This window comes from Streptomyces ovatisporus, assembly GCF_042653885.1.
Lineage (GTDB): Bacteria > Actinomycetota > Actinomycetes > Streptomycetales > Streptomycetaceae > Streptomyces > Streptomyces ovatisporus.
Map to the genome: position 1 here is coordinate 75,949 of NZ_JBHSFH010000015.1, position 25,190 is coordinate 101,138.

Annotated in this window: 24 protein-coding genes and 1 pseudogene; 8 read left to right on the plus strand and 17 right to left on the minus strand. The window is 70.3% G+C overall.

Annotated elements, in window-relative coordinates; translation table 11 throughout:
- Positions 1-3: 3 nt before the first annotated feature.
- Entirely contained in the window at positions 4-1,401 is a 1,398-nt protein-coding gene (locus ACFPA8_RS24440; RefSeq protein ID WP_386451892.1) for an NADP-dependent succinic semialdehyde dehydrogenase, read from the plus strand.
- 202 nt (positions 1,402-1,603) lie between these two features.
- Here the strand turns inward: ACFPA8_RS24440 and ACFPA8_RS24445 are convergent.
- Positions 1,604-2,003: pseudogene (locus tag ACFPA8_RS24445) on the minus strand (YeeE/YedE thiosulfate transporter family protein); the annotation flags it as partial.
- A 154-nt stretch (positions 2,004-2,157) separates the two neighbouring features.
- On the opposite strand from ACFPA8_RS24445, the gene ACFPA8_RS24450 reads away from it, so the two are divergent.
- Positions 2,158-2,922 carry a crotonase/enoyl-CoA hydratase family protein gene (locus tag ACFPA8_RS24450; protein WP_386451894.1) on the plus strand — a complete coding sequence of 255 codons (765 nt, stop codon included), beginning with the start codon at positions 2,158-2,160 and terminating at the stop codon, positions 2,920-2,922.
- Between the two features lie 193 nt (positions 2,923-3,115).
- On the opposite strand, the gene ACFPA8_RS24455 is transcribed toward ACFPA8_RS24450, so the two are convergent.
- Positions 3,116-4,732 (minus strand): hypothetical protein, encoded by a 1,617-nt coding sequence (locus ACFPA8_RS24455; protein ID WP_386452339.1) that lies wholly within the window; start codon positions 4,730-4,732, stop codon positions 3,116-3,118.
- Between the two features lie 316 nt (positions 4,733-5,048).
- Between ACFPA8_RS24455 and ACFPA8_RS24460 the strand changes: the two genes are divergently transcribed.
- Positions 5,049-6,896 (plus strand): endonuclease/exonuclease/phosphatase family protein, encoded by a 1,848-nt coding sequence (locus ACFPA8_RS24460; protein ID WP_386451896.1) that lies wholly within the window; start codon positions 5,049-5,051, stop codon positions 6,894-6,896.
- A gap of 177 nt (positions 6,897-7,073) precedes the next feature.
- Here ACFPA8_RS24460 and ACFPA8_RS24465 read toward each other — a convergent pair whose 3' ends face one another.
- The 12 genes from ACFPA8_RS24465 to ACFPA8_RS24520 form a co-directional block, all read right to left on the minus strand.
- On the minus strand, positions 7,074-7,928 hold the full coding sequence (locus tag ACFPA8_RS24465) for an EI24 domain-containing protein (protein ID WP_386451898.1): 855 nt from the start codon (positions 7,926-7,928) through the stop codon (positions 7,074-7,076).
- A gap of 102 nt (positions 7,929-8,030) precedes the next feature.
- On the minus strand, positions 8,031-9,020 hold the full coding sequence (gene dapD, locus ACFPA8_RS24470; RefSeq protein WP_386451899.1) for a 2,3,4,5-tetrahydropyridine-2,6-dicarboxylate N-succinyltransferase: 990 nt from the start codon (positions 9,018-9,020) through the stop codon (positions 8,031-8,033).
- Positions 9,021-9,138: 118 nt separating this feature from the next.
- Complete coding sequence (locus tag ACFPA8_RS24475; RefSeq protein WP_386451901.1) at positions 9,139-9,786, minus strand: TetR/AcrR family transcriptional regulator; 648 nt, start codon at positions 9,784-9,786, stop codon at positions 9,139-9,141.
- Positions 9,786-10,106, minus strand: coding sequence for a DMT family transporter (locus tag ACFPA8_RS24480; protein ID WP_386451903.1), 321 nt, complete (start codon positions 10,104-10,106; stop codon positions 9,786-9,788). The genes ACFPA8_RS24475 and ACFPA8_RS24480 overlap by 1 nt, the downstream gene beginning before the upstream one ends.
- Positions 10,107-10,334: 228 nt before the next feature.
- Positions 10,335-10,664, minus strand: coding sequence for a metal-sulfur cluster assembly factor (locus tag ACFPA8_RS24485; RefSeq protein WP_386451904.1), 330 nt, complete (start codon positions 10,662-10,664; stop codon positions 10,335-10,337).
- A complete protein-coding gene (gene sufU / locus ACFPA8_RS24490; RefSeq protein WP_386451906.1) occupies positions 10,661-11,128 on the minus strand; it encodes a Fe-S cluster assembly sulfur transfer protein SufU in 468 nt (155 codons plus the stop codon). The genes ACFPA8_RS24485 and sufU overlap by 4 nt, the downstream gene beginning before the upstream one ends.
- 44 nt (positions 11,129-11,172) lie before the next feature.
- Positions 11,173-12,426, minus strand: a complete 1,254-nt coding sequence (locus ACFPA8_RS24495) for a cysteine desulfurase (RefSeq protein ID WP_386452341.1) — start codon at positions 12,424-12,426, stop codon at positions 11,173-11,175.
- Positions 12,427-12,431: 5 nt separating this feature from the next.
- The gene (sufC, locus tag ACFPA8_RS24500) at positions 12,432-13,205 is read right to left on the minus strand and encodes a Fe-S cluster assembly ATPase SufC (protein ID WP_386451908.1); all 774 of its coding nucleotides are present in this window, start codon (positions 13,203-13,205) and stop codon (positions 12,432-12,434) included.
- 7 nt (positions 13,206-13,212) lie between these two features.
- Positions 13,213-13,554 carry a non-heme iron oxygenase ferredoxin subunit gene (locus tag ACFPA8_RS24505; RefSeq protein ID WP_386451910.1) on the minus strand — a complete coding sequence of 114 codons (342 nt, stop codon included), beginning with the start codon at positions 13,552-13,554 and terminating at the stop codon, positions 13,213-13,215.
- On the minus strand, positions 13,551-14,759 hold the full coding sequence (gene sufD / locus ACFPA8_RS24510) for a Fe-S cluster assembly protein SufD (protein ID WP_386451912.1): 1,209 nt from the start codon (positions 14,757-14,759) through the stop codon (positions 13,551-13,553). Before sufD ends, ACFPA8_RS24505 begins: the two co-directional genes overlap by 4 nt.
- A gap of 127 nt (positions 14,760-14,886) precedes the next feature.
- Positions 14,887-16,308, minus strand: coding sequence for a Fe-S cluster assembly protein SufB (gene sufB, locus ACFPA8_RS24515; protein ID WP_386451914.1), 1,422 nt, complete (start codon positions 16,306-16,308; stop codon positions 14,887-14,889).
- Positions 16,305-17,246, minus strand: a complete 942-nt coding sequence (locus ACFPA8_RS24520) for a helix-turn-helix transcriptional regulator (RefSeq protein ID WP_386451916.1) — start codon at positions 17,244-17,246, stop codon at positions 16,305-16,307. Before ACFPA8_RS24520 ends, sufB begins: the two co-directional genes overlap by 4 nt.
- Positions 17,247-17,456: 210 nt before the next feature.
- Here ACFPA8_RS24520 and ACFPA8_RS24525 point away from each other — a divergent pair, with 210 nt between their 5' ends.
- From ACFPA8_RS24525 to ACFPA8_RS24535, 3 genes are all read left to right on the plus strand, one after another.
- Positions 17,457-18,386 carry an ABC transporter ATP-binding protein gene (locus tag ACFPA8_RS24525; RefSeq protein WP_386451918.1) on the plus strand — a complete coding sequence of 310 codons (930 nt, stop codon included), beginning with the start codon at positions 17,457-17,459 and terminating at the stop codon, positions 18,384-18,386.
- Positions 18,387-18,433: 47 nt separating this feature from the next.
- Positions 18,434-19,150 (plus strand): ABC transporter permease, encoded by a 717-nt coding sequence (locus ACFPA8_RS24530; RefSeq protein WP_386452343.1) that lies wholly within the window; start codon positions 18,434-18,436, stop codon positions 19,148-19,150.
- A 174-nt stretch (positions 19,151-19,324) separates the two neighbouring features.
- Positions 19,325-20,416: a COX15/CtaA family protein gene (locus tag ACFPA8_RS24535; protein WP_386451920.1), complete on the plus strand. Its 1,092-nt coding sequence runs from the start codon at positions 19,325-19,327 to the stop codon at positions 20,414-20,416.
- Here ACFPA8_RS24535 and ACFPA8_RS24540 read toward each other — a convergent pair.
- On the minus strand, positions 20,386-20,712 hold the full coding sequence (locus tag ACFPA8_RS24540; protein WP_386451922.1) for a hypothetical protein: 327 nt from the start codon (positions 20,710-20,712) through the stop codon (positions 20,386-20,388). The genes ACFPA8_RS24535 and ACFPA8_RS24540 overlap by 31 nt on opposite strands.
- Positions 20,713-20,741: 29 nt before the next feature.
- Positions 20,742-21,005: a hypothetical protein gene (locus tag ACFPA8_RS24545; RefSeq protein WP_386451924.1), complete on the minus strand. Its 264-nt coding sequence runs from the start codon at positions 21,003-21,005 to the stop codon at positions 20,742-20,744.
- Positions 21,006-21,158: 153 nt separating this feature from the next.
- Between ACFPA8_RS24545 and ACFPA8_RS24550 the strand changes: the two genes are divergently transcribed.
- Positions 21,159-21,473: a hypothetical protein gene (locus ACFPA8_RS24550; protein ID WP_386451925.1), complete on the plus strand. Its 315-nt coding sequence runs from the start codon at positions 21,159-21,161 to the stop codon at positions 21,471-21,473.
- 244 nt (positions 21,474-21,717) lie between these two features.
- On the opposite strand, the gene ACFPA8_RS24555 is transcribed toward ACFPA8_RS24550, so the two are convergent.
- A complete protein-coding gene (locus ACFPA8_RS24555) occupies positions 21,718-22,659 on the minus strand; it encodes a heme o synthase (protein WP_386451926.1) in 942 nt (313 codons plus the stop codon).
- Positions 22,660-23,087: 428 nt separating this feature from the next.
- On the opposite strand from ACFPA8_RS24555, the gene tkt reads away from it, so the two are divergent.
- Positions 23,088-25,163, plus strand: coding sequence for a transketolase (gene tkt, locus ACFPA8_RS24560; RefSeq protein ID WP_386451927.1), 2,076 nt, complete (start codon positions 23,088-23,090; stop codon positions 25,161-25,163).
- The last annotated feature ends 27 nt before the right edge of the window (positions 25,164-25,190 follow it).

The window sequence follows — 25,190 nt, forward strand, 5'->3', positions numbered from 1 at the left end:
CACATGGCCATCGCCACCGTGAACCCGGCCACGGGCGAGACCCTCAAGACGTTCGACGCGCTGAACGCCGGTGAGATCGAGGAGCGGCTCGTCCGGTCCGCCCGTGCGTTCAGCGAGTACCGCCTCACCGATTTCGCCCAGCGAGCCGGGCTCATGCACCGTGCTGCCGACCTGCTCGAAGCGGATCAGGAGGGCGTGGCCCGCACCATCACCACCGAGATGGGCAAGACCCTCGGCTCGGCCCGCGCCGAGGTGGCCAAGTGCGTGAAGGCGATGCGCTGGTACGCGGAGCACGCCGAGAAGCTGCTGGCCGACGAGCATCCCGAACAGGACGACGTCAAGGACTCCGGCGCCGAACGGGCCCTCGTCCGCTACCGCCCCTTGGGCACGGTGCTGGCGGTCATGCCCTGGAACTTCCCGCTGTGGCAGGTGGTCCGCTTCGCGGCCCCCGCCCTCATGGCGGGCAACACGGGACTGCTGAAGCACGCCTCGAACGTGCCGCAGACCGCTCTGTACGTGGAGGAGCTCTTCCGCAGGGCCGGATTCCCCGAAGGCGTCTTCCAGACCCTGCTGGTCGGCTCCGGCGCCGTCGCGGATCTCCTGCGCGACGAGCGCATCGCGGCGGCGACCCTGACCGGCAGCGAACCCGCGGGCCGCTCCGTCGCCTCCATCGCGGGCGACGAGATCAAGAAGACGGTGCTGGAACTGGGCGGCAGTGACCCGTTTCTCGTGCTGCCCTCGGCCGATCTGGACAAGGCTGTACGGACAGCCGTCACCGCCCGCGTGCAGAACGCCGGTCAGTCGTGCATCGCCGCGAAGCGCTTCATCGTCCACACCGACGTCTTCGAGCAGTTCTCCTCGGGTTTCGTGGAGCGCATGGCCTCGCTCAAGCTCGGTGATCCGATGGACGAGGAGACCGATGTCGGGCCGCTCTCCAGCTCCAAGGGCCGTTCCGACCTCGAGGAGCTCGTCGACGACGCGACACGGCGCGGTGCCACGGCCCTGTGCGGCGGAGGACGCCCGCAGCACCTCCCGAACGGCTACTTCTACGAGCCGACAGTGCTCACCGGCATCACGGAGAGCATGAGGATCCACCGCGAGGAGACCTTCGGCCCCGTCGCGTCCCTCTACCGCGTGGCCGACCTCGACGAAGCGGTCGCCCTGGCGAACGACACCCCCTTCGGGCTCAGCTCCAACGCGTGGACACGTGACCCCGCGGAGCAGGAGGAGCTCACCCGCGACCTGGCGGCCGGGGCCATCTACTTCAACGGCATGACCGCCTCCCACCCGGGGCTGCCCTTCGGCGGCACCAAGCGCTCCGGGTACGGGAGGGAGCTCGCCGGGCACGGCATCCGCGAATTCTGCAACGCGACGACGGTGTGGTTCGGCCCGGAGGGGTGACTCGTACGGGTGAGCTCCGCGGAGCCGCTGTGCACGTCGGCTCCGCGCGGCTTTCCGTCGCACGTCCTGTGTGACGACCGGGGAAGCGTCCGGACCGGTGGGGGCCGGCGGGGACCGGGCGGGCGGACATCCGGGGAGAGGGTCCGCCCGCCTGGCCTCCCCCGGGCCACGGAGCGTCGCGTGCGATCCCGCCGGGAGTCGCTCAGCAGACTCCGTCGCGGGGTGCGGGATTGCCCAGCTCGAACAGCGGCCGGAGTCTGAGCCCTGCGAACGTGCCGGCGATCGCGGCAGCGGCCCAGATCCACCCGTGCAGACTCCCGGAGGCGACCCCCGCCAGGCAGGCGCCGATGTTGCAGCCGCCCGCGAGCCGGGCTCCGATCCCCATCAGGACGCCGCCGAGGACGGCACCCACGGCGCGGCGCCAGGAGATTCCGCGGTGCAGCGTCCATTACGCCGCCCGACGCCGCGGCGAGCGCCGCACCGGTCACGATGCCGAGGTCGGTGAGGCTGGTCTTGTCCGCCGGCACGGGCCCGGAGAGCTGGAGCGCGTTCTTCGGCTCCTGCCAGTACGCCCACGTCTCCGGCGAGGCGCCCAGCGCACCGGCGAACGCCCGGGTGCGCACGGCGCTGACGGTGATCACAGATAGGGTCACGAACCGCTGCCGGCCACCTGGCCCCCGTGCAGACCCCCAGCGCCCGTCCAGCGCCCGCCCAGCCCGACGCCGTCCCGGCGCCCGTCCTACGGAGGTCGAGTCCATGGCCGTACGCACCGAGAAGCAGGGCCCGGTCACGACCGTGGTCCTCTCCCGTCCCGCCGCGCGCAACGCCGTCGACGGCGAGACGGCGACGGCGCTCGCCGACGCCTTCCGTGCGTTCGAGGCGGACCCCGGGGCACTCGTCGCGGTTCTGTGGGGCGAGGGCGGCACCTTCTGCGCGGGAGCCGACCTGAAGGCCATCGGGACGGACCGCGCCAATCGCGTGGCTCCCGACGGTGACGGTCCGATGGGACCCACGAGGCTCCGTCTGTCGAAGCCGGTGATCGCCGCGGTCAGCGGCCACGCCGTCGCCGGAGGACTCGAACTGGCCCTGTGGTGCGATCTGCGGGTCGCCGAGGAGGACGCTGTCTTCGGTGTCTTCTGCCGCCGGTGGGGTGTCCCCCTCATCGACGGCGGTACGGTCCGCCTCCCGCGTCTGATCGGCACCAGCCGCGCCCTGGATCTCATCCTCACCGGCCGGCCGGTCCCCGCAGCGGAGGCGTACGGGATGGGCCTGGCCAACCGCCTTGTCCCGACCGGCACTTCACGCTCCGCCGCAGAGGAGCTGGCAGCGGGGATCGCCCGGTTCCCGCAGACGTGCCTGCGCGGCGACCTCGCCTCCGTACACGAGCAGCAGGGCCTGCCGGAGGAGGAAGCGATGGGGGTCGAACTGCGCCACGGCCAGGTCTCGTTGCGCGAGGCCGGGCAGGGCGCGGCGCGCTTCGCGGCGGGCGCGGGCCGGCACGGCGACTTCGAGGGCGTCTGACCTCTCCTCCGCGGCCGCACAGGGGCATCGAGGGACGACCCCATGGCCTCATGGCTGCCCGACTCCCGGGACTCCGACGAGTCGGGCCACTTGCACAACCGCGTCGGGACCGGGCTCGCCTTCGCGGTCACCTCTCGAGCACCGGGACGCGGCCTGCCCCATGAGGGCGGGCCGCGTCCCGGTCTCCAGTCCCTCAGGCCTCCAGCCGGCTCCGTGACTTGAAGGCCGCCTTGCGGGCCTCCTTCGCCGTCTGCTTGTCGGGATGGACCCGGCCCATCGCCTCCAGAACCTCGGCGGTCGCCGGGTGGTCGACCCGCCATGCCTTGTCGAAGAAGCCGGCGTGCTGGTCGACCAACCCCTGTACCAGACCTTGCAGTTCGACCGCTTCGCCCGCCGTCGCCAGCTGGGCCGCGATCGTGTCGACCGTGAGCCAGAAGACCATCTCCTGGTCCGGCTGCGGCACGTCGCGCGCTCCGTGCTCGACGAGCCACACCCGTGCCAGTCCGCCCAGCTCCCGGTCCTCCAGGACGTCTCGCAGGGCGGGTTCGGCCTCCTTGCCCAGCAGCGAGAGTGCCTGCTGGCAGGCCAGGCGGCGGGAGGGAGCCTGCTCGTCCATCCCATGCGCCGCACCGAGGAGTTCGCGGGCGGCCTCCAGCGGCGTACGGGCGGCGAGCCAGGACTCGATCTCCGCCTGGGCGTTCTCCTCGGTGTAGGCGGAGAGGGCGCCGAGCAGTACGGCGGCGCCCTCTCCCGCGAGGTCGCCGACCGCGGGTGCCTCGATGCCGGCTTCCCTGATGCGGGTCCGCACCCCGTGGATGCCGAGCGGAGTCAGCTTCACCATGCCGTAGCGGGAGACGTCCTCGTCGTCGAGCTGCTCCGGCAGTTCCGTGTCCTCGTCCGACTCCTCGGTCAACGCCTCGTCCACGGGCCGGTATTCGACGAGCCCGGTGGGTGCGAGCATCCGGAACTGCTCGTCGAGCTTCATCATCGCCGCCGAGACCGCTTCGAGGACTTCGTCCGTGGGTTCCTCCATGTCGTCAGGGACGATCATGGATGCGGCGAGCACCGGCAGCGGCACCATCGCACCTGCGGACACAGCCTGGTCCGTCGCTGTGAGGAGGTAGAGGTTGGCCAGTGCTCCGTCGAGGAAGTCGGCCTCCTCCTCGGGGTTCCAGTCGAGGTCGTCGAGGTCGATGGCGTCCGGGTCGATGTTCCCGTCCTCGCCCGTGGCGCCGTCGAGGTCGCCGACCAGGTCCTCGAAGCTGGGGGTGGCGGCGTCGGCGAGGACGCTCTCCAGGCCGCCCTGCCAGATCTCCAGCACGTCGAGCGGACTGCCACCGCCCCTGAGTTGGGCGAGTTCCTCGCCGGGTCGGGCGGTTCCCACCGGTTCCTCGGTCAGCAGCCTCGTGACGCCTCCGTCCTCTCCGGACGCGCCGGACCCACCGGACGCGCCGGTCCCGCCCGGTCCGTCCTCGGCGGCCTCCTCGACCTCCAACAGCCCCGTGTCGACGGCCAGATGCCAGGCCTGAGCCGTGTGCGCGGGCCCGTCCTCGTCCTCGGAGAGCCCCAGGTGCGCCATGGCCTCCTTCAGTTGGGGGGCGAGGAGTTCGCCGCCCGCACCGACCGGGACCCCGGCCGCGCCCTCGTCCTTCCCGCCGGCTCCTCCCACCCCGTCGGCGCTGCCGTCTCCGGCCCAACTCGCGAGCCTGGCCGCCCACGCGAAGAGCGGGGCGGCGAGCGCGTCCCGGGCCAGTTCGGCCTCGGAGGGCAGCCGTACGGGCGGCATGGCGGGACGGTCGCCACCGGTCATCTCACCGGACATCAGCGCGTTCATCTCCTACGGGGTGCTACTCACTGCCGGAATGGTGCGGCCCCCAGCGTAGACGGGATGTGTCCCCTGCTGCCCGAATCGCACACCTCGCCACCCCGGGGACCCGAGAGTGACCGGACGGGCACCTTCCGTGTCATCGGGCGGCGTTCGTACGAGAGTTGCGTCGCAGTCGTGACAAGTGGCCGGTCATCTGCTTGACAACTCGGGTTTCGACGCCAGACTTTACGCGCGTAGAGAATCACGGATCCTCGCGAACGCCCGGACCACCGTCCGCAACCCCCCTCCGGAGGCACCGTTGTCGTCACGTCTGGCCCGCTCCTCGGCTCTCACCGTCGTGGCGCTGTGCTCCACCCTCATCGTCCTGCCCGCCTCTTCCGCGATCGGCAACAACTCCGTCGAGTCGCCGCGCCTGCACGAGATCCAGGGCAGCACACGGATATCCCCCTTCGCGGGCAAGCACGTCACGGACGTGCCCGGAGTCGTCACCGCCGTACGCTCCTTCGGCAAGGCACGGGGCTTCTGGCTGCAGGACCCCGAGCCCGACGACAACCCCGCGACCAGCGAGGGCATCTTCGTCTTCACCGGTGAGAAGACCCCTGACGTCGAGGCGGGCGACTCGGTGCGGGTCTCCGGTGACGTCAGCGAGTACTACCCGGGCGGCAAGGAGTCGGGCGGCCAGTCCGTCACGCAGCTGACGAAGGCGGAGTGGACCGCGGCGTCCAAGGAGCGGAAGCTGCCCCGGGCCGTGACCCTGGACGGCGGCCTGGTCCCGGACGAGTACGCGCCCCCCGCGGAGGACGGCGGCGACATAGAGCCCCTCCAACTGCGCCCCGAGAAGTTCGCCCTCGACCTCTACGAGTCGCTGGAGGGCATGCGCACCCGGCTGAAGGACGCCCCGGTGACCGGACCCACCTCGCAGTACGGCGAGTTGTGGGTCACCGCCGACCGCTTCGAGAACCCGACGCCCCGCGGCGGCACGCTCTACGGCGCCTACGACCAGCAGAACGGCGCCCGGGTGAAGGTCAGTTCGCTTCTGCCGTCGGCGGTGCAGCCCTTCCCGAACGCGGATGTCGGCGACAAGCTGCGCGGCACGACCGCAGGCCCGCTGGACTACGACGCCTTCGGCGGCTACTCCGTACGGGCAACGGACATGGGCGAGTTGGAGGACAACAAGCTCAAGCGCGAGAAGACGCGCAAGCAGCACAAGGGCGAACTCTCCGTCGCCACCTACAACGTGGAGAACCTCTCGCCGAAGAGCGAGCCCGAGAAGTTCACCCGCCTCGCCGAGGCCCTCGTGCAGAACCTCGCCTCGCCGGACATCGTCGCGGTGGAGGAGGTCCAGGACAACACCGGCCCGGACGACGACGGAACGGTGGCCGCCGACAAGACGCTCGAGAAGCTGACCGGAGCCATCAAGGAGGCCGGCGGACCCGCTTACGAGTGGCGCCAGATCGACCCCGCAGACAAGGCCGACGGCGGACAGCCGGGCGGCAACATACGCGTCGCGTTCCTCTTCAACCCGGAGCGGGTCTCCTTCACCGACCGCAAGGGCGGCGACGCGGACACCGCGGTGGAGGTGACGGACGAGGACGGCACTCCGCAGCTGTCCGCGAACCCGGGCCGCATCGAGCCCGAGGACGAGGCGTGGAAGGCGAGCCGCAAGTCGCTCGCCGGTGAATTCACCTTCCGCGGCCGCCAGGTCTTCGTCGTCGCGAACCACTTCAGCTCCAAGGGCGGCGGCGACCTCGACGGCGACCAGCCGATGGACGGCCGCATCCAGCCTCCGGCACGCCACTCCGAGCCGCAGCGCATCGACCAGGCGAAGCTCGTCAACTCCTTCGTGAAGGAAGTGCAGTCCGTCGACCCGGACGCGGCCGTGATCGCTGCCGGCGACCTCAACGACTTCCCCTTCTCCCCGAGCCTCGACGCGCTGCGCGACGACGAGGCCCTCAGCAGCCCGATGGACCGGCTGCCCGCGGACGAGCGTTACGGCTACGTCTTCAACGGCAACTCCCAGGCCCTCGACCACGCGTTGACCAGCCCGGGCGTGGGCGGGGTGGACTACGACATCGTGCACATCAACTCGGAGTTCCACGACCAGGCCAGCGACCACGACCCTTCGGTGATCCGCTTCCGTCCCTGACGGACCCGGCGGCACCGCCCCGTACCACCACCCCGACCCGCCGACGGGCGTCTCCTGTGAGGGAGGCGCCCGTCGGCTGCGCGTACGGCGCGGCGGCGAGGGAGTGCCGGAGCGAGCTGACCGTGGACCTGGGCACTCCCGTCGGCCCGGCCACCACGCGCCCCGGTATGCCGCTGCCTACTGCCGGCTTCCCCCGGGAGGCCGTGACCCGGCCGCCGGACCGACCGGCCCGTGCGGCTGCTCCCCCTCACCGGTCACCCCACCGTCGTGGACCTCGCCGGCGTCCACGCCACCGTCCTCGTCCATGAGGTCCCGTACGAGCAGCGCGGCCCCCGCGACCGCGCCCGGCATCAGCAGCACGGCCACGAACGGCACGAGGAACGCCAGCACCAGAGGGACGCCGAAGCCGAGCGCGAGCGCCTTGCGCGCACGCAGGATCCGGAGCCGCTCCCGTACGGGGATGCCGCGGCGCTGCATGGCGACGGAGACCAGTTCGAGCGTCAGGAAGAAGCCGGAGACGCAGAACCCCAGCGCGGGGACGACGGTCTGTCCGAGGACGGGCACGAAGCCCAGGAAGAAGAGCGGCACGGCGAGGAGCAGGGCACGCCACAGCACGTAGAGGCTGTCGCACAGCGAGGTCCACAGTTCGAGCCAGAGCGGCCTGCCGAGGTCCTCGGGGCAGCCGCCCTCCGATTCCTCGACCTGTTCGGAGAGCTTCTCGTAGAAGGGGTCGCCGACGAGCAGCGTCACGGCGGTGAAGGTGAGCACGGACAGCAGCAGTGCACCGAGCCAGAGCAGCACCGCGAAGAGTCCGCGCAGGATCGAACGCCAGGTCTCGTCCCAGCTGTCGGCGAAGGGCGTGGCCCACACCGCGACGTCGTCCGCCCAGAAGGCGAGCGCCGTGAGCGCCGCCGCGTACAGCACGAATGTCACCAGTGCGGGGAGCAGGCCGAAGCCGAACCACCGCCCGTGACCGACGGCCCATCTCTGGCCGCGCCCCAAATACCGTACCCCTGCCGCAAGATCACGCATGCCCGTAAGCCTATGGCCTACGGGCATGCGCGGTGAACTCGCGTTCAGCTCCCGCCGCCGGGCCCGCGACAGGGCGCGGGCCCCTATCCGGGCGCTGCGGGTTCAGTTGCTGTGCAGGGCCTCGTTCAGGCCGCCCCACGAACCGGTGCGCTGAAGGACTTCGACGGTGCCGGTCGTCGAATTGCGCCGGAAGAGGAGGTTGTTGGCGCCGGAGAGTTCCAGCGCCTTGACGATCTGTCCGTCCGGCAGGGAGACGCGCGTACCGGCCGTCACATAGAGCCCCGCCTCGACGATGCAGTCGTCACCCAGCGAGATGCCGATGCCGGCCTCGGCACCGAGCAGGCACCGTTCGCCGATGGAGATGGTCTGCTGACCTCCGCCGGAGAGCGTGCCCATGATCGAGGCGCCGCCGCCGATGTCGGAGCCGTCACCGACGACTACGCCCGCGCTGATCCGGCCCTCCACCATGGACTTGCCCAGCGTGCCCGCGTTGAAGTTGACGAAGCCTTCGTGCATCACCGTGGTGCCCTCGGCGAGGTGCGCCCCGAGGCGGGCACGGTCGGCGTCGGCGATGCGTACGCCCAGGGGCGCGACGTAGTCCGTCATGCGCGGGAACTTGTCGACGCTGGTGACGCTCAGGTGCTTGCCGGCGGCACGGGCCGCGAGCCGTACCTGCTCCAGCCGGTCGACCGCGACGGGGCCGAGGTTCGTCCAGGCGACGTTGGAGAGCAGCCCGAAGAGACCTTCGAGGTTCTGTCCGTGGGGCCGCACCAGACGGTGGCTGAGCAGGTGCAGGCGCAGGTACGCGTCGTGGGCGTCCAGCGGCTTGTCGTCGAGGGAGGTGATGACCGTCCGTACGGCCACGATCTCGACCCCTCGGACCGGGTCGGCGCCGAGTGCCTGCGGTGCGGCCTCCCCCATCGCCTCGGCGGCGCTCTCGGGGCTCAGCCGGTCGCTTCCGGCGGGGACGCCGGGCTCCGCGACGAGTTCGGGGACGGGGAACCAGGTGTCCAGGACCTTGTCCCCGGCGATGGTGGCGAGCCCGACGGCGACGGCGCCGGTCGTACGGGTGGTGGTGGCAGCTTGGGTCATGTATCGAACGCTATCGGCCCGCGCGTGGCCGATGCCAACCGGTCTCAGCAGGCGGAGCGGCCCGGGAACCGCAGCTCGGGGACCGCGGCCCGCCGCGTCCCCGAGTGGCCCCGGGGCCTCAGGGTTCGCCCGTGACGCGGGCGAGCGCCGCCCGTACCGCCGCCCTGTCGAACGGGCGGTCGGTGAGCAGGAGTTGGAGAAGCAGGCCGTCGATGAGCGCGACGAGGACATGCGCCGTGGCCGGGTCGGCGGTGTGGCGGGCGAGTATCCGGGCCATCTCGTCGCACCAGGCGGCGGCGACGGGCTGGAGCGCGGGGCGGCGCAGCGCGGCGAGATACAGCTCGTACTCCAGGCGGATACGGCCGCGACCGCCGTGCGCGTACTCGTCGAGGAGGCGTGTGAGGGCGTCGGCGAGTGTGAGCCGCCGCCCTTCCGCGGGCCCGGGTTCCGCGGGCCCGGGTTCCGCGGGCCCGGGTTCCGCGGGCCCGGGTTCCGCAAGCACAGCCTCCGCCGGCCGGCCGACCTCCGCCAGCACGTCCTCCCAGTCCGTCATGGCACTGCTCGGCTCTCTGGTGACCTGTTCGAGCGCGGCGACGAGCAGGTCGTCGAGACTCGCGAAGTGGTATGTGGTCGAGCCCAGCGGGACGTCCGCCTCCGCGGCGACAGTGCGGTGCGACAATCCGGCGATGCCCTTGAACTCGGCGATGCGGATGGCGGCGTCGATGATGCGCTGCCGCCGCTCGGGGTCGAAGCGGCGGACGGCCATCAGTGGACGCTCCCCAGATTGAGCAGCATGACTCCGAGGATCACCAGCAGAATGCCGGCGACCTTCGCGGCAGTGACGGCCTCACCGATGAAGACGACCCCGATGACGGCGATCGCGGCGGTGCCGACGCCGGACCAGATCGCATAGGTCGTGCCCACCGCCATCGTCTTGAGCGTCTGGGCGAGGAGCACGAAGGCGATCGTGTAGCTGGCGGCGGTGACGAGTGACGGCCACAGCCTGCTGAAACCGTCGCTGTACTTCATCGCGGTCGTGCCCACAACCTCCGCCAGGATCGCTCCTATGAGCGTCACGTAGACCATGGTCACGAGCCTACCCAGCGATGCGTACGCCCGTACACAAGCGCGCCGCCCCGATGCGCGTGAATCACGGACACACCGGAGACTGCCGGACCATGACCATGGAAGCCCACGGAACCCCCACGGAAACGGTCATGGAACCCCCATGAAAACGGTCATGCCCCGGCATGACTGCCGGGGCATGACCGAGGTGACGCGTGCGTGGCGACGAAGCCCGCGGGAGGGGAACGCTCAGACGTTGAAACCCAGCGCCCGCAGCTGCTCGCGGCCGTCGTCCGTGATCTTGTCCGGGCCCCACGGGGGCATCCAGACCCAGTTGATCTTCAGCTCGTCGACGATGCCCTCGGTCGCGGACTTGGCCTGGTCCTCGATGACGTCGGTCAGCGGGCAGGCCGCCGAGGTGAGCGTCATGTCGATCGTCGCCACGTTCGACTCGTCGACGTGGACCCCGTAGATCAGGCCCAGGTTGACGACGTCGATGCCCAGCTCGGGGTCGACGACATCGAGGAGCGCCTCGCGGACCTCGTCCTCGCTCGCGGGCTTCGTGGTGGTCCCGGTCATGCGGTCTTCTCCTTTACCGAGTCCTCGCCCAGCGCCTGGGCGGTGGCGTCCTTCCATGCCATCCAGCTCAGCAGAGCACACTTCACGCGTGCCGGGTACTTCGAGACCCCGGCGAACGCGACGGCGTCCTCCAGCACGTCCTCCATGGCGTCGTCCGGCTCGACCTGCCCGCGGGACTGCATGAGCTCCAGGAACGTCTCCTGGATGGTGCGTGCCTCGTCCAGCTCCTTGCCGACCAGCAGCTCGTTCAGCACGGAGGCGCTGGCCTGGCTGATGGAGCAGCCCTGCCCCTCGTAGCTGACGTCGCGGATCGTGTCGCCGTCGTACCGCACACGCAGGGTGATCTCGTCCCCGCACGTGGGGTTGACGTGGTGCACCTCGGCGTCACCCTCGCGCAGGCCCTTGCCGTGCGGATTCTTGTAGTGGTCCAGGATCACTTCCTGGTACATGGAGTCCAGCTTCACGAGTCAGTCCGTCCGTCCAGTCCTCAGCAGCAGCCGTGCCTTCGCTAAGCGAAGAAGTTCCGTACGTGTTCCACGCCCTCGGCCAAGGCGTCGACCTCGGCCGGCGTGGAGTACAGGTAGAACGACGCTCGCGTGGTCGCAGGAATTCCGTACCTGAGGCAGACGGGCCGCGCGCAGTGGTGACCCACACGCACCGCGATGCCCTGCTCGTCCAGCACCTGCCCCACATCGTGCGGGTGGATGTCCCCGAGCGTGAAGGAGATCGCCGCGCCCCGGTCCTCGGCCGTGGTGGGGCCGATGAAGCGCAGGTCGGGGATCTCCTTGAGCTTGCTGACCGCGTACTCGGTCAGCGCGTGCTCATGTGCCTGGATCTTGTCCATGCCGACGGACGACAGATAGTCGACGGCCGCACCGAGACCGACCGCCTGTGCGATCGGCGGCGTGCCCGCCTCGAACTTGTGCGGAGCGGGTGCGTAGGTCGACGCGTGCATCGTGACCGTCTCGATCATCTCGCCGCCGCCCAGGAACGGCGGCAGGTCGTCGAGCAGCTCCTGCCGCCCCCACAGCACGCCGATGCCCGTCGGCCCGCACATCTTGTGCCCGGTGAAGGCCACGAAGTCCGCCTGCAGCGCCTGCACGTCCAGCACCATGTGCGGCGCGGCCTGCGAGGCGTCGACGACGACCAGCGCGCCGACCTCCTGGGCACGCCGGACGATCGCGTCGACCGGGTTGATCGTGCCCATGATGTTGGAGACCAGCGTGAAGGAGACGACCTTCGTCTTCTCCGTGATGACCTCGTCGATGGCCGAGAGGTCCAGCCGCCCGTCGTCGGTGAGCCCGAACCACTTCAGCTTCGCGCCCGTGCGCTGCGAGAGCAGCTGCCACGGAACGATGTTGGAGTGGTGCTCCATCTCCGTGATGACGATCTCGGTGTCGTGCTCCACGCGGTAGGGCTCGTCCGCCCAGCCCAGCATGTTCGCAACGAGGTTGAGCGACTCCGAGGCGTTCTTGGTGAACACGACCTCGTCGCGGCTGGGGGCGTTGACGAAGGCCGCGACCTTGTCGCGCGCCCCCTCGTACAGCGCCGTGGCCTCTTCCGCGAGGACGTGCACACCGCGGTGGACGTTGGCGTTGTGCCGCTCGTTGTAGTCGCTCATCGCGTCGAGCACCTGGCGCGGCTTCTGCGAGGTCGCCGCGTTGTCCAGGTACACGAGCTTCTTACCGTCGTGGACCATGCGGTCCAGGATCGGGAAGTCCTTGCGGATCGCCTCGGTGTCGAGCAGACCCGGAAGCGTCACGTCATTCACGAAGCGGCGCCTCCCTTCACGTATGCCTCGTAGCCCTCTTCCTCGAGCTTGTCCGCCAGCTCCGGGCCGCCGGACTCGGCGATCCGGCCCTTGGCGAAGACGTGCACGTGGTCGGGCTTGATGTAGCGCAGGATGCGCGTGTAGTGGGTGATCAGCATGGTGCCGACCTCGCCGTTCTCACGGACGCGGTTGACACCCTCGGAGACCACGCGCAGCGCGTCGACGTCGAGACCGGAGTCGGTCTCGTCGAGGATCGCGATCTTCGGCTTGAGGAGCTCCAGCTGGAGGATCTCGTGCCGCTTCTTCTCACCGCCGGAGAAGCCCTCGTTGACGTTCCGCTCGGCGAAGGACGGGTCGATCTGGAGGCGCTCCATGGCCGCCTTGACCTCCTTGACCCACAGCCGCAGCTTGGGTGCCTCGCCGCGGAGCGCCGTGGCCGACGTACGCAGGAAGTTGGAGACGGAGACACCGGGCACCTCGACCGGGTACTGCATGGCCAGGAAGACGCCCGCGCGGGCGCGCTCGTCCGGAGTCATCTCCAGGACGTCCTCGCCGTCGAGGCGCACCGAGCCGCCGGTGATCGTGTACTTGGGGTGGCCCGCGAGGGAGTACGCGAGCGTGCTCTTGCCGGAGCCGTTCGGCCCCATGATCGCGTGCGTCTCGCCCTGCTTCACAGTCAGGTCGACGCCGCGCAGGATCTCGGTAGGACGGTTCGACGAGTCGTCGGCGTCGACGGAGACGTGCAGGTCGTTGATCTCAAGCGTTGCCATGGGGACTTCAGGACTCCTGGGTGACGGAGACGAGCACAGCCGCATCAGGGCCGTCGCCTTCGATTTTTACGGGGTACACGGGCACGGGTCGGGTCGCCGGAAGCCCGGAGGGCTTGCCGGTGCGCAGGTCGAAGCTGGAGCCGTGCAGCCAGCACTCGATCTGGCAGTCTTCGACCTCCCCCTCGGAGAGGGAGACGTTCGCGTGCGAGCAGATGTCGTTGACCGCGAACACCTCGCCCTCCGTACGGACGAGAGCGACCGGCACGCCTTCGAGTTCCACCCGCTTCGGGGTGTCCTCCTCCAGCTCGCCGAGTGCCGCCACGCGGACGAAGCCTTCGCCGCTGCTCATACGGACGTCTCCAGCTCGGTCTCGATCTTCTCGATGAGGCGCTTCTCCACGTCCGGCAGCCCGATCTGCTGGACGAGTTCGGCGAAGAAGCCCCGGACGACGAGCCGGCGGGCCTCCTGCTCGGGGATGCCCCGGGCCTGGAGGTAGAACAGCTGCTCGTCGTCGAACCGGCCGGTCGCCGACGCGTGCCCCGCCCCGACGATCTCACCGGTCTCGATCTCGAGGTTGGGTACCGAGTCGACCCGCGCGCCGTCGGTGAGGACGAGGTTGCGGTTCAGCTCGTAGGTGTCGGTGCCGGTGGCGGCGGCACGGATCAGTACGTCGCCGATCCACACCGCGTGCGCCTGCTCGCCTTGCAGGGCGCCCTTGTAGACCACGTTGCTCCGGCAGTTGGGCATGTCGTGGTCGACGAAGAGGCGGTGCTCCTGGTGCTGGCCGTTGTCTGTGAAGAAGAGGCCGTAGAACTCCGCCTCGCCTCCCGGGCCCGCGTAGTTCACACGGGGGTGCAGCCGGACCACGTCACCGCCGAAGGTGACGACGATCGACTTGAAGGTCGCGTCCCGGCCCACCAGCGTGTTGTGCTGCGAGCAGTGGACGGCGGTGTCGTCCCAGTCCTGCACGGAGACCACGGTCAGCTTGGCGCCGTCGCCGACGACGAACTCGACGTTCGCCGCACGTACGGCATCGCCTGTGTGGTCGATGACGATGACGGCCTCGGCGAAGTCCTTGACCTCGAAGACCGTGTGCCCGTAGCTGACGCCGCCCTCTCCGTGCAGCGAGACCCGCACCGGCTCGTCCAGCACGGCCTCCTTGGGCACCGTGACGACCGCTGCCTTCTCGAAGGCGGAGAACGCCTGCGCGGCCACCCGGTCGACCGGCTTGCCCGCCCGCCCGACGCGTGCGTCGTCACGGGCGACCGTCTCCACCGTCACGCCCTCGGGCGCGTCGACCTCGACCTTGAGGGACCCGGACGCCTCGGCCGAGCCGTCGTGCAGCCCCTTGAGCCGCTCCAGCGGCGTGAAGCGCCACTCCTCCTCCCGGCCGTGCGGCACGGGGAAGTCCGCCACGTCGAAGGAGGGCGGTGCACTCATCCGCGTGGCGACGGTGGACTCAGCCGCCACCGCGATCGCTCCGGTGGTGTTCGAACCGACCGGAGGGGGTCCACCCTGGACGACGTCCTTGGGGGAGTTCTGAGCCTCAGCCATGGCGCTCGTACTGCTCACTCTCTGAAAACGGAACCTGCTTGGGAACCTCGGACGGACGGTGCTGGACGGTGCTGGAGGCAGGGACCGGGCCGCGGCACCACGGCCGGTCCCCCGCACGGTACGGGCGTCAGCCGACCGCGCCCTCCATCTGCAGCTCGATCAGCCTGTTGAGTTCCAGCGCGTACTCCATCGGGAGTTCCTTCGCGATGGGCTCGACGAAGCCGCGGACGATCATCGCCATCGCCTCGTCCTCGGACAGACCCCGGCTCATCAGGTAGAAGAGCTGGTCGTCGCTGACCTTGGAGACGGTGGCCTCGTGGCCCATCGTCACGTCGTCCTCACGGACGTCGACGTACGGGTAGGTGTCCGAACGGGAGACCGTGTCCACGAGCAGCGCGTCGCACAGCACGTTGGACTTCGATCCCTCCGCGCCCTCGGCGATCTCGATGAGACCGCGGTAGGACGTACGGCCGCCGCTGCGGGCCACCGACTTGGAGACGATGTTCGAGGACGTGCGCGGCGCCATGTGCACCATCTTCGCGCCGGCGTCCTGGTGCTGGCCCTCACCCGCGAACGCGACCGAGAGGGTCTCGCCCTTGGCGTGCTCGCCCATGAGGTAGACGGCCGGGTACTTCATGGTGACCTTGGAGCCGAGGTTGCCGTCGACCCACTCCATGGTCGCGCCCTCGTAGGCCACGGCGCGCTTGGTGACCAGGTTGTAGACGTTGTTCGACCAGTTCTGGATCGTCGTGTAGCGGCAGCGGCCGCCCTTCTTCACGATGATCTCGACGACGGCGGAGTGCAGCGAGTCCGAGTCGTAGATCGGAGCCGTGCAGCCCTCGACGTAGTGCACGTAGGCGTTCTCGTCGACGATGATCAGCGTCCGCTCGAACTGGCCCATGTTCTCCGTGTTGATGCGGAAGTACGCCTGGAGCGGGATGTCGACGTGCACGCCCGGCGGGACGTAGATGAAGGAACCGCCGGACCAGACCGCGGTGTTGAGCGCGGCGAACTTGTTGTCGCCGGGCGGGATGACCGTGCCGAAGTGCTCCTGGAAGATCTCCGGGTGCTCACGCAGCGCCGTGTCGGTGTCCAGGAAGAGCACACCCTGCTGCTCCAGGTCCTCACGGATCTGGTGGTAGACGACCTCCGACTCGTACTGCGCGGCGACGCCCGCGACGAGACGCTGCTTCTCCGCCTCCGGGATGCCGAGCCTGTCGTAGGTGTTCTTGATGTCCTCGGGCAGGTCCTCCCACGTCTGGGCCTGCTTCTCCGTGGAACGCACGAAGTACTTGATGTTGTCGAAGTCGATGCCCGAGAGGTCCGAACCCCAGTTGGGCATGGGCTTCTTCTCGAAGAGCCGGTGCCCCTTGAGGCGCAGCTTCAGCATCCAGTCGGGCTCGTTCTTCTTCCCCGAGATGTCGCGGACGACCTCGTCGGAGAGGCCACGCTTCGCGGTGGCACCGGCCGTGTCGGAGTCGGCCCAGCCGTATTCGTACTTGCCCAGTCCCTCGAGCTCCGGGTGAGCAGTCTCCGTAGGAGAGGTCATGCGGGGTTCCTCCCGGCGGTGTTGTTCGCAGGTGCTGTGGTGGCTTTGCTGGTGCTGCTGTTGGTGCTGCGGGTGGCGCTGCGGGTCTCGTCGGCGGCCTGCTCCGGCGGCCCGGACCCGCCATGGGGTCTCCCCGGCGGAGGCTGGGGATGGGCGGACGGGACGAAGGTGGTGCACACCCCGTCGCCGTGGGCGATGGTCGCCAGTCTCTGGACGTGGGTTCCGAGCAGGCGGGAGAAGACCTCCGTCTCCGCCTCGCACAGCTGCGGGAACTGCTCAGCGGTGTGAGCCACCGGGCAGTGGTGCTGGCAGAGCTGCTCTCCCAAGGAGCTACCCCCGGCGGAAGCGGGCGCGCTGCGCGCAGTGGCAGCGTACCCGTCCTTGGAGAGCGCCTCCGCCAGTGCCCTGGTGCGCTCCTCGGGCGGTACCCGCTCGAGTGCGCGCCGGTACAGCTCGGCCTGTTCGGCCACGCGGGCCCTGGCGAAGTCGGCGACCGCGGCGTCACCGCGCTCGCCGCCTCCGGCGCTCTGCGCTATCCAGCGGAGGGCGTCCGCGGCGAGCCTGTCGTAGTCCTGGTCGAAGGCGTCCCGGCCGCAGTCCGTGAGGGCGAAGACCTTGGCCGGCCGCCCCCTCCCCCGCGAGCCGTAGACCCGCTTCTCGCGCGGTTCGACGACTCCCTCGCCCACCAGCGAGTCGAGGTGGCGGCGGACGGCGGCCGCGGTCAGTTCGAGGCGCGTCGCCAGCTCTGCGGCAGTGGACGGGCCGTGGTCGAGGATGGAGCGGGCCACCTTGTTCCGCGTCCCGCGCTGCTCTTCCTGGACACCCGCGCCGGACTGACTTCCGGCATGGGTCGCGGCTGCGGCTCCGGGCACAGCAGAGCCGCCGGCGGCCGCTGCGGCCGCCGATCGCGTCTCAGGTCCCTCAGCCGTTTTTTTCACAACGCCATTGTTGCGTAATTCTTCGCAGCACAGCAAGCGGGGTTCTGACCTGCCGGAATGGACTACGTCACGTAAGGCGAGCCTTACCTGCCGCTGCCGCGGGCGCTCCGGAGCAGTTCACACGGGGGTTCCCCCGGGACCGCCGGAAGCGGGCGCCGAATCCTCAACCCCGTACACGGAGGCGGCGTTCCGCTCCTTAGACTCCCCCATATGGGAAGCGGAGGGGCGGCACTCGAGGTCTCGGGGCTGACGAAGCGGTACGGCACGAAGAGAGCGGTGGACGGTCTCGACCTCGTCGTCCCGCGCGGCACCGTCACCGCGGTGCTCGGTCCCAACGGCGCGGGCAAGACCACGACCGTCGAGATCTGCGAGGGCTACCGCAGACCCGACAGCGGCACCGTCCGGGTCCTCGGCCTGGACCCTGTCGCACAGGCCGCCCGGCTGCGCCCCCGCATCGGCGTGATGCTGCAGAGCGGCGGCGTCTACTCCGGCGCTCGGGCGGAGGAGATGCTGCGCCACATGGCGGCGCTCCACGCCGACCCCCTGGACGTCGCGGCGCTCATCGAGGGACTCGGTCTCGACAGCTGCGGCCGTACGCCGTACCGGCGCCTCTCCGGCGGCCAGCAGCAGCGGCTCGCCCTGGCCATGGCCGTCGTGGGACGCCCCGAGCTGGTCTTCCTCGACGAGCCGACCGCCGGCCTCGACCCGCAGGCCCGCCGCGCCACCTGGGAACTGGTCCGTGCCCTGCGCGCCGACGGAGTGACGGCGCTGCTCACCACGCACCACATGGACGAGGCCGAGGAGCTGGCCGACGACGTGGCCATCGTCGACGGCGGCCGGATCGTCGCCCAGGGCAGCCCGGAGGAGCTGTGCCGCGGCGGCGCCGAGAACTCGCTCCGCTTCACGGGACGCCCGGGACTCGACCTCGCCTCCCTGCTCAAAGCACTCCCCGACGACACGGCCGCGGCGGAGCTCGTACCCGGCGGCTACCGCGTCACCGGCACCGTCGGCCCCCAGCTGCTGGCCACCGTCACCTCCTGGTGCGCGCAGCACGGCGTCATGCCCGACCGCATCTCCGTCGAGCGCCGCACGCTGGAGGACGTCTTCCTGGAACTCACCGGCAAGGAGCTTCGGTCGTGAGCGTCGGCACCTTCACCCCCGCACCGGGCGCGGCGCCGCTGGGGCGCATGATCCGCGCGCAGGCGGCCCTGGAGACCCGGATGCTGCTGCGCCACGGCGAGCAGCTGCTGCTCACGGTCGTCATTCCGGCGCTGCTGCTGGTGCTCTTCAGCACCGTCGACATCGTCGACACGGGCGGCGGAGACTCCGTCGGCTTCCTGGCCCCAGGGGTTCTCGCGCTGGCGGTGCTCTCCACCGCGTTCACCGGGCAGGCCATCTCCACCGGCTTCGAGCGCCGTTACGGCGTACTGAAGCGGCTCGCCCTCTCCCCGCTGCCCCGCTGGGCCCTGATGGCGGCCAAGACCTGCTCGGTGCTCGTCATCGAAGTGCTGCAGGTGGCACTGCTGACGGTCGTCGCCCTGCTGCTCGGGTGGTCGCCGCACGGCAATCCCCTGTCGGTCGTCCTGCTGCTGCTCCTGGGCACCGCGGCGTTCTCCGGCCTCGGGCTGCTGCTGGCCGGGACGGTACGGGCGGATGCGACCCTCGCGGCCGCCAATCTCCTCTTCATCCTGCTGCTGGTGGGTGGCGGAGTCGTCGTGCCGCTGGAGAAGTTCCCCAGCGGTGTGCAGGACGTACTCGGGCTCCTCCCGATCGCCGCGCTGTCCGACGGTCTGCGCGACGTGCTGCAGCACGGGGCGGGCGTGCCCTGGGGCGCTCTGGGCGTCCTCGCGGTGTGGGCGGTGGCCGGACTGGCCGCCGCAGCGCGCTGGTTCAAGTGGGAGTGACACGAGACGCGGTGACAGACCCGGCGAGAGACGTGCCGGACACGCGGCGGTGACGCGGCGGTGACGCGGCGCTGCCCTCTACGGGCAGGGCTCCCGGAGGGGACGCGCGCCCCGGGCCTGTGCCCGGCGGGACCCTCGTGAAAGCGCGCACAAGCACAGCCGTACGATGTCCCCGTGCCGAAACTGCTCGAACTCGTACGCAACCCCATCGCGTACGTCGCCGCGCGCTGGACCCCCTCACAGCGGATCGTCCAGCGGGCCGCTCTCGCCGCGCTCCTCATGAGCGTCTTCATCATCGTCACCGGCGGCGCCGTCCGGCTGACCAGCTCCGGACTGGGCTGCGAGACCTGGCCCAAGTGCAGCAGCGACAGCCTGTACGCCACGTCGGAGATGGGCGTGCACGGCGCGATCGAGTTCGGCAACCGGATGCTGACGTACGTGCTGAGCGCCGCCGTCGGCTGGGCCATCGTCGCCTCGCGGGCGGCGAAGCCGCGCCGGCGCGGGCTGAGCCGACTGGCGTGGTCGCAGTTCTGGCTCGTGATGGGCAACGCCGTCATCGGCGGCGTCACGGTGCTGACCGAGCTCAACCCCTACACCGTCGCGGGGCACTTCATGCTCGCGATCGGGCTGCTGACCGTCACCACGCTCACATGGCTGCGCGCCCGCGAGGGCGACGAGAAGCCCCGTCCGCTGGTGGGCAAGCGGGTCAAGCAGCTCGTGCAGGTGCTGACGGTCCTCACCGCGGCACTGGTCGCCGCGGGAACCGTCGTGACGGGCGCGGGGCCGCACGCCGGCGACAGCAGCGCGGTCCCCCGGATGCCGGTCGACTGGCGGACGGTCGCACAGGTGCACGCCGACCTCGCGTGGCTGGTCGTCGCCCTGACGCTCGCGCTGTGGCTCGTACTGCGCGCGGTCGACGCACCGGCCAGGCCGTGCAGGCGCACGCGGGACCTGATGATCGTCCTGCTGGCACAGGGCCTGCTCGGCTACGTCCAGTACTTCACGGAGCTGCCCGAGGTCCTGGTGGGGACGCACCTGTTGGGGGCGGCGCTGGTGTGGGTGGCGGTCCTGCGGGTGCTGCTGTCGGTACGTGAGCGCGGTACGCCCCCTCACGGCGGGCCTGCGGACAGTGCACCGTCCGCAGAGAGCACCGAGGAGCGGACCGCACAACCGCACTCCCCGGTCACCGCCTCCACCGGTGGGTCCGCCGGAGGGTCCGCCGGAGGCGGGCAGGATCAACCCGCTCCCGCCTCGTCGAAGCCGTAGATCTGCCCGGCCGTCCCGGCCGCGATACGCCTGGCGATGCGCACCGCGTCGTCGCCGGTGCAGCTGCCCTCGGCCGTCCACTCCGCCAGCACCTCGTGCAGCGCCTGCACGAACGCGCGGGCCCTCAGCACGTACAGCTCGGGCAGCGCCCGCACGTGCGAAGTGAAGAGCAGCTTCCCGAACGGCACCTCCGCCGGCGTTTCGGCGGGAGCGGGCCCGATGTCGGCGTACACGTGCGGGTGTTCGGCAGCGAGCCGGGCCGCGACGCGGTGGTACGAGGGCCTGGTCAGCAGCACCAGATCGCTGCCGAGCCCACGGGTGGCGCTCAGGAATCCGTCGAGCTGTCCGGGCTCACCGACGTGCAGTTGGACGGGACGGTCTTGCCCCCCGTGGCCGCGGCCAGGTGGGCCTCGAAGGTGCACAGGCCCAGGTCGCCCTGGAGCACCCCGTGGCTGTGCTGGTCGACCAGCACGCCTGTCCCGTGCGGCAGTGGACGTTCGGACGCCGTGACGGGCACGCGCCAGGCGGCTCCCCTCTCTCCTCCTCCGGGCAGGAGCCCGAGGGTGCCCACCGGCATCACGGCCGTCATCCGCGCCTCCTCGTCCGGTGGAACTAACGGCCGGAGACGCCCGCGGTGTCGCCCGGGCCGTCGCGAAGCCGGGCGGTGAGAAGCGGTGTGGCGTGGGTCTCGCAGCGAGGACGGCCGTGGCCAGGGGTGATACCCGCCGGTAGCATCAGGCTCATGGCAGACACGAGCAAGCGGGCCGCGAAGCTCGCCAGGGAGATCACCGGATTCGCGCAGCGCCACGGCGGCAGCGCGGAAGGGCAGATCGCCTACGTGGGGCAGGTGGGCGCCCGTATCGTCCTGGTCGGCGGAGACGGGACCTGGGGCGACCTGATGGCGCCGTCGGTGGAGTGCGCGAAGCAGGCCACCGAGAGTGCGGGCATCACCGTTCGGGACACCTTCGACGGTGAGATGGCGGAGAAGGTCAGAACGGGTCCGTACGAATGGAGCCGCATGGCGGGCATCCAGGTCGGCGGCCCGTCCGGAAGCTGACCGCCGACGGCGCACGCCCGGCCGGAAGCCGGACGGGCCCGGAGGAGGAGGGCCCGGACCACCGTCACAGGTCCGGGCCCTCACACCTTTCTGCACGTCGTCGGGCCCGGACGCGAAGCCCCGGACGCGAAGCCCCAGCCACAAGGCACAAGCCGCGGGGGCACAATGGGGGCCGCGGCAGTGCGGGACGCAGGCACCCGACAGGAACCCCCGCCGGACCGGACAGCCCCGCCTCGGAAGACGCTCAGCGCAGGAAGGGATCGACCGCGACGGCCACGAACAGCAGCGACACGTACGTGATCGACCAGTGGAAGAGGCGCATCTCCTTCAACTTCGCGCCCGCTGCGCCCGCCTTCGCCCGGGAGTGCAGCGCGTGCGCCTCCCACAGCCACCAGCCGCCCGCCGCCAGCGCGACGCTCGTGTAGAACCACCCGACGTAGCCCAGCGGCCACAGCAGCAGCGAGACGGCGACCATCACCCAGCTGTAGAGCACGATCTGACGCGCCACGGCCGCGTTGCCGGCCACGACCGGCAGCATCGGGACGCCCACGCGCGCGTAGTCCTCCCTGACCTTCATCGACAGCGGCCAGTAGTGCGGCGGCGTCCAGAAGAAGATGACGAGGAAGAGGACGACGGCGGCCCAGCTCAGATCGTTCTTCACCGCGGACCAGCCGATGAGGACGGGCATGCAGCCGGCGATGCCGCCCCACACGATGTTCTGCGAGGTGCGCCGCTTGAGCACGAGGGTGTAGACGAGCACGTAGAAGAGCAGCGCACCCAGGGAGAGCGCCGCGGAGAGCCAGTTGACGAGGAGTCCGAACCACAGCGTGGAGACCACCGTCAGAGCCAGCCCGAACAGGAGCCCCTCACGCGGCGAGACGATCCCGGTCACGAGTGGACGGTTCTCCGTGCGGTGCATCAGCGCGTCGATGTCACGGTCGGCGTACATGTTCAGCGCGTTGGCGCCGCCCGCCGAAAGGTAGCCGCCGACGCAGGTGGCGACGACCAGCCACAGGTCCGGCACGCCCTGCGCCGCGAGGAACATCACCGGGATCGTGGTGATCAGCAGCAGTTCGATGATGCGGGGCTTCGTCAGCGCCACGAAAGCCTTGACGCGGGCGCCGAACGACCGGTGCACCGCGCTCTGGTCGAGCACCCCCGCGGAACGGGATCCGACGGCCGTCACGAACACCCCTGATCACTTCAATAAAAAGCGGGCGTGTCTACGGCCGGAGTCGTAAAGCCCGCGCGTACCACGCCACTTTAGACGGCGCCATGTTTGCGCCTCCGCCCGGGGTGGTCGTGTTGGACGGCGGGCCCCTCCCCGACCCGGAGCCTGTGATCCCGGCCCGGGGGCGGTGCCCGGGGACCGAGGAATCCGGCAGGCCGTGAGGACAGCCGTTCAGCGGCTTCCCGGCCGGTACGTGCCCGGTTGCGCGGGTACACGGGTAAGGCCCCGGCGGGAATCCAACTTGTCCTGTTTCGGTTGTAAGAGTGGGTGCGCCCGTCGTGACAACACCCGGAAGTGCGCGCCTGGCACAGGGGTACGCTCGTCCCCGCCGGTGAGCGCAACGGCACCGGTCATCGACATGTGGAGAGGAGCCCTGACGCAGGGTGAGCACCAAGCCGACCACGACAGACCTCGAGTGGACCGATCTGGACCAGCGGGCTGTAGACACCGTCCGAGTCCTGGCGATGGATTCCGTGCAGAAGGTCGGCAACGGCCACCCCGGCACGGCCATGGCACTGGCTCCGGCGGCCTACCTGGTCTTCCAGAAGCTGATGCGCCACGACCCGTCCGACCCCGACTGGCCCGGCCGCGACCGTTTCGTCCTCTCCGTGGGCCACTCCAGTCTGACCCTCTACATCCAGCTCTACCTCGCGGGCTACGGCCTCGAGCTGGACGACCTGAAGAGTTTCCGCACCTGGGGCAGCAAGACCCCGGGCCACCCGGAACACGGCCACACCGTCGGCGTGGAGACGACTACCGGACCGCTCGGGCAGGGCGTCGCCAACGCGGTCGGCATGGCGATGGCGGCACGCTACGAGCGCGGCCTGTTCGATCCCGAGCCGGCTGCGGGTGAGTCCCTCTTCGACCACACCATCTGGACGTTCGCCAGTGACGGCGACCTCCAGGAGGGTGTCTCCGGGGAGGCGTCCTCCCTCGCGGGTCACCAGAAGCTCGGCAATCTGGTCGTGATGTGGGACGACAACCACATCTCCATCGAGGGCGACACCGAGACGGCCTTCTCCGAGGACACGGTCGCGCGGTACGAGTCCTACGGCTGGCACGTCCAGCGCGTCGACCCGCTGCCCGACGGAGACCTCGACCCGAAGGCGCTGTACAAGGCGTTCAAGGCGGCCAAGGCGGAGACCGGGCGTCCTTCGTTCATCGCCGTGCGCTCCGTCATCGCCTGGCCCGCGCCGAACGCCCAGAACACCGGCGCCTCGCACGGTGCCGCGCTGGGCGAGGAGGAGGTCGCCGAGACCAAGAAGGTGCTCGGCTTCGACCCGGAGCAGCACTTCCAGGTCGACCAGGACGTCCTGGAGCACGTGCGCAAGGCCTGGGACCGCGGCCGTGAGTCGCGGGCCGCGTGGGACAAGCGCTTCGCCGAGTGGCGTTCGGCCGACCCGCAGCGCGCCGCGGAGCTGGACCGCATCCGCGCAGGCGAACTGCCCGCCGGCTGGGAGAAGGCGCTGCCGACCTTCGAGCCGGGCAAGGACGTGGCCACCCGGAAGGCCTCCGGTGCCGTACTGAAGGCTCTCGGCCCCATGATCCCGGAGCTGTGGGGCGGTTCGGCCGACCTCGCGGGTTCCAACAACACCTCGTTCGACGAGACTTCGTTCCTTCCGGAGGGCAACCCGCTGCCCGGCGCCGACCCTTACGGCCGTACGGTGCACTTCGGCATCCGCGAGCACTCCATGGGCGCGACCATGAACGGCATCGCGCTGCACGGCAACACCCGCGTGTACGGCGGAACTTTCCTCACCTTCTCCGACTACATGCGACCCGCCGTGCGGCTCGCGGCGCTGATGCACGCGCCGGTGACGTACGTCTGGACGCACGACTCCATCGGTCTCGGCGAGGACGGCCCGACCCATCAGCCCGTCGAGCACCTGCCCGCGCTCCGGGCGATCCCGGGTCTCAACATCGTCCGTCCCGCGGACGCCAACGAGACGTCGATCGCGTGGGGCGAGGTGCTGCGCCGCCACTCCGAGAAGCCCGCCCCGCACGGCTTGGCGCTGACCCGTCAGAACGTACCGACCTACGAGCCCAACCACGATGCGGCCAAGGGCGGTTACGTGATGTTCGAGGCCGAGGGCGGCGAGCCTCAGATCATCCTGATCGGCACGGGTTCCGAGGTCCAGCTCGCGGTCGAGGCGCGCGAGACCCTGCAGGCCGAGGGCGTGCGTACGCGTGTCGTCTCCATGCCGTCCGTGGAGTGGTTCGAGGAGCAGGACCAGGCATACCGGGACTCGGTGCTGCTGCCGACGGTGCGGGCGCGTGTCGCCGTGGAGGCCGCGGTGGGCCTGACCTGGCACCGTTACGTCGGGGACGCCGGCCGGATCGTCTCGCTGGAGCACTACGGCGCCTCCGCCGACTACAAGACGCTCTACCGCGAGTTCGGTCTCACCGCCGAGGCGGTCGTGACGGCCGCGAAGGAATCGCTCGAGGCCGTGACCCGCTGACGCCCGTATACGTACAGCTGCGAAGCT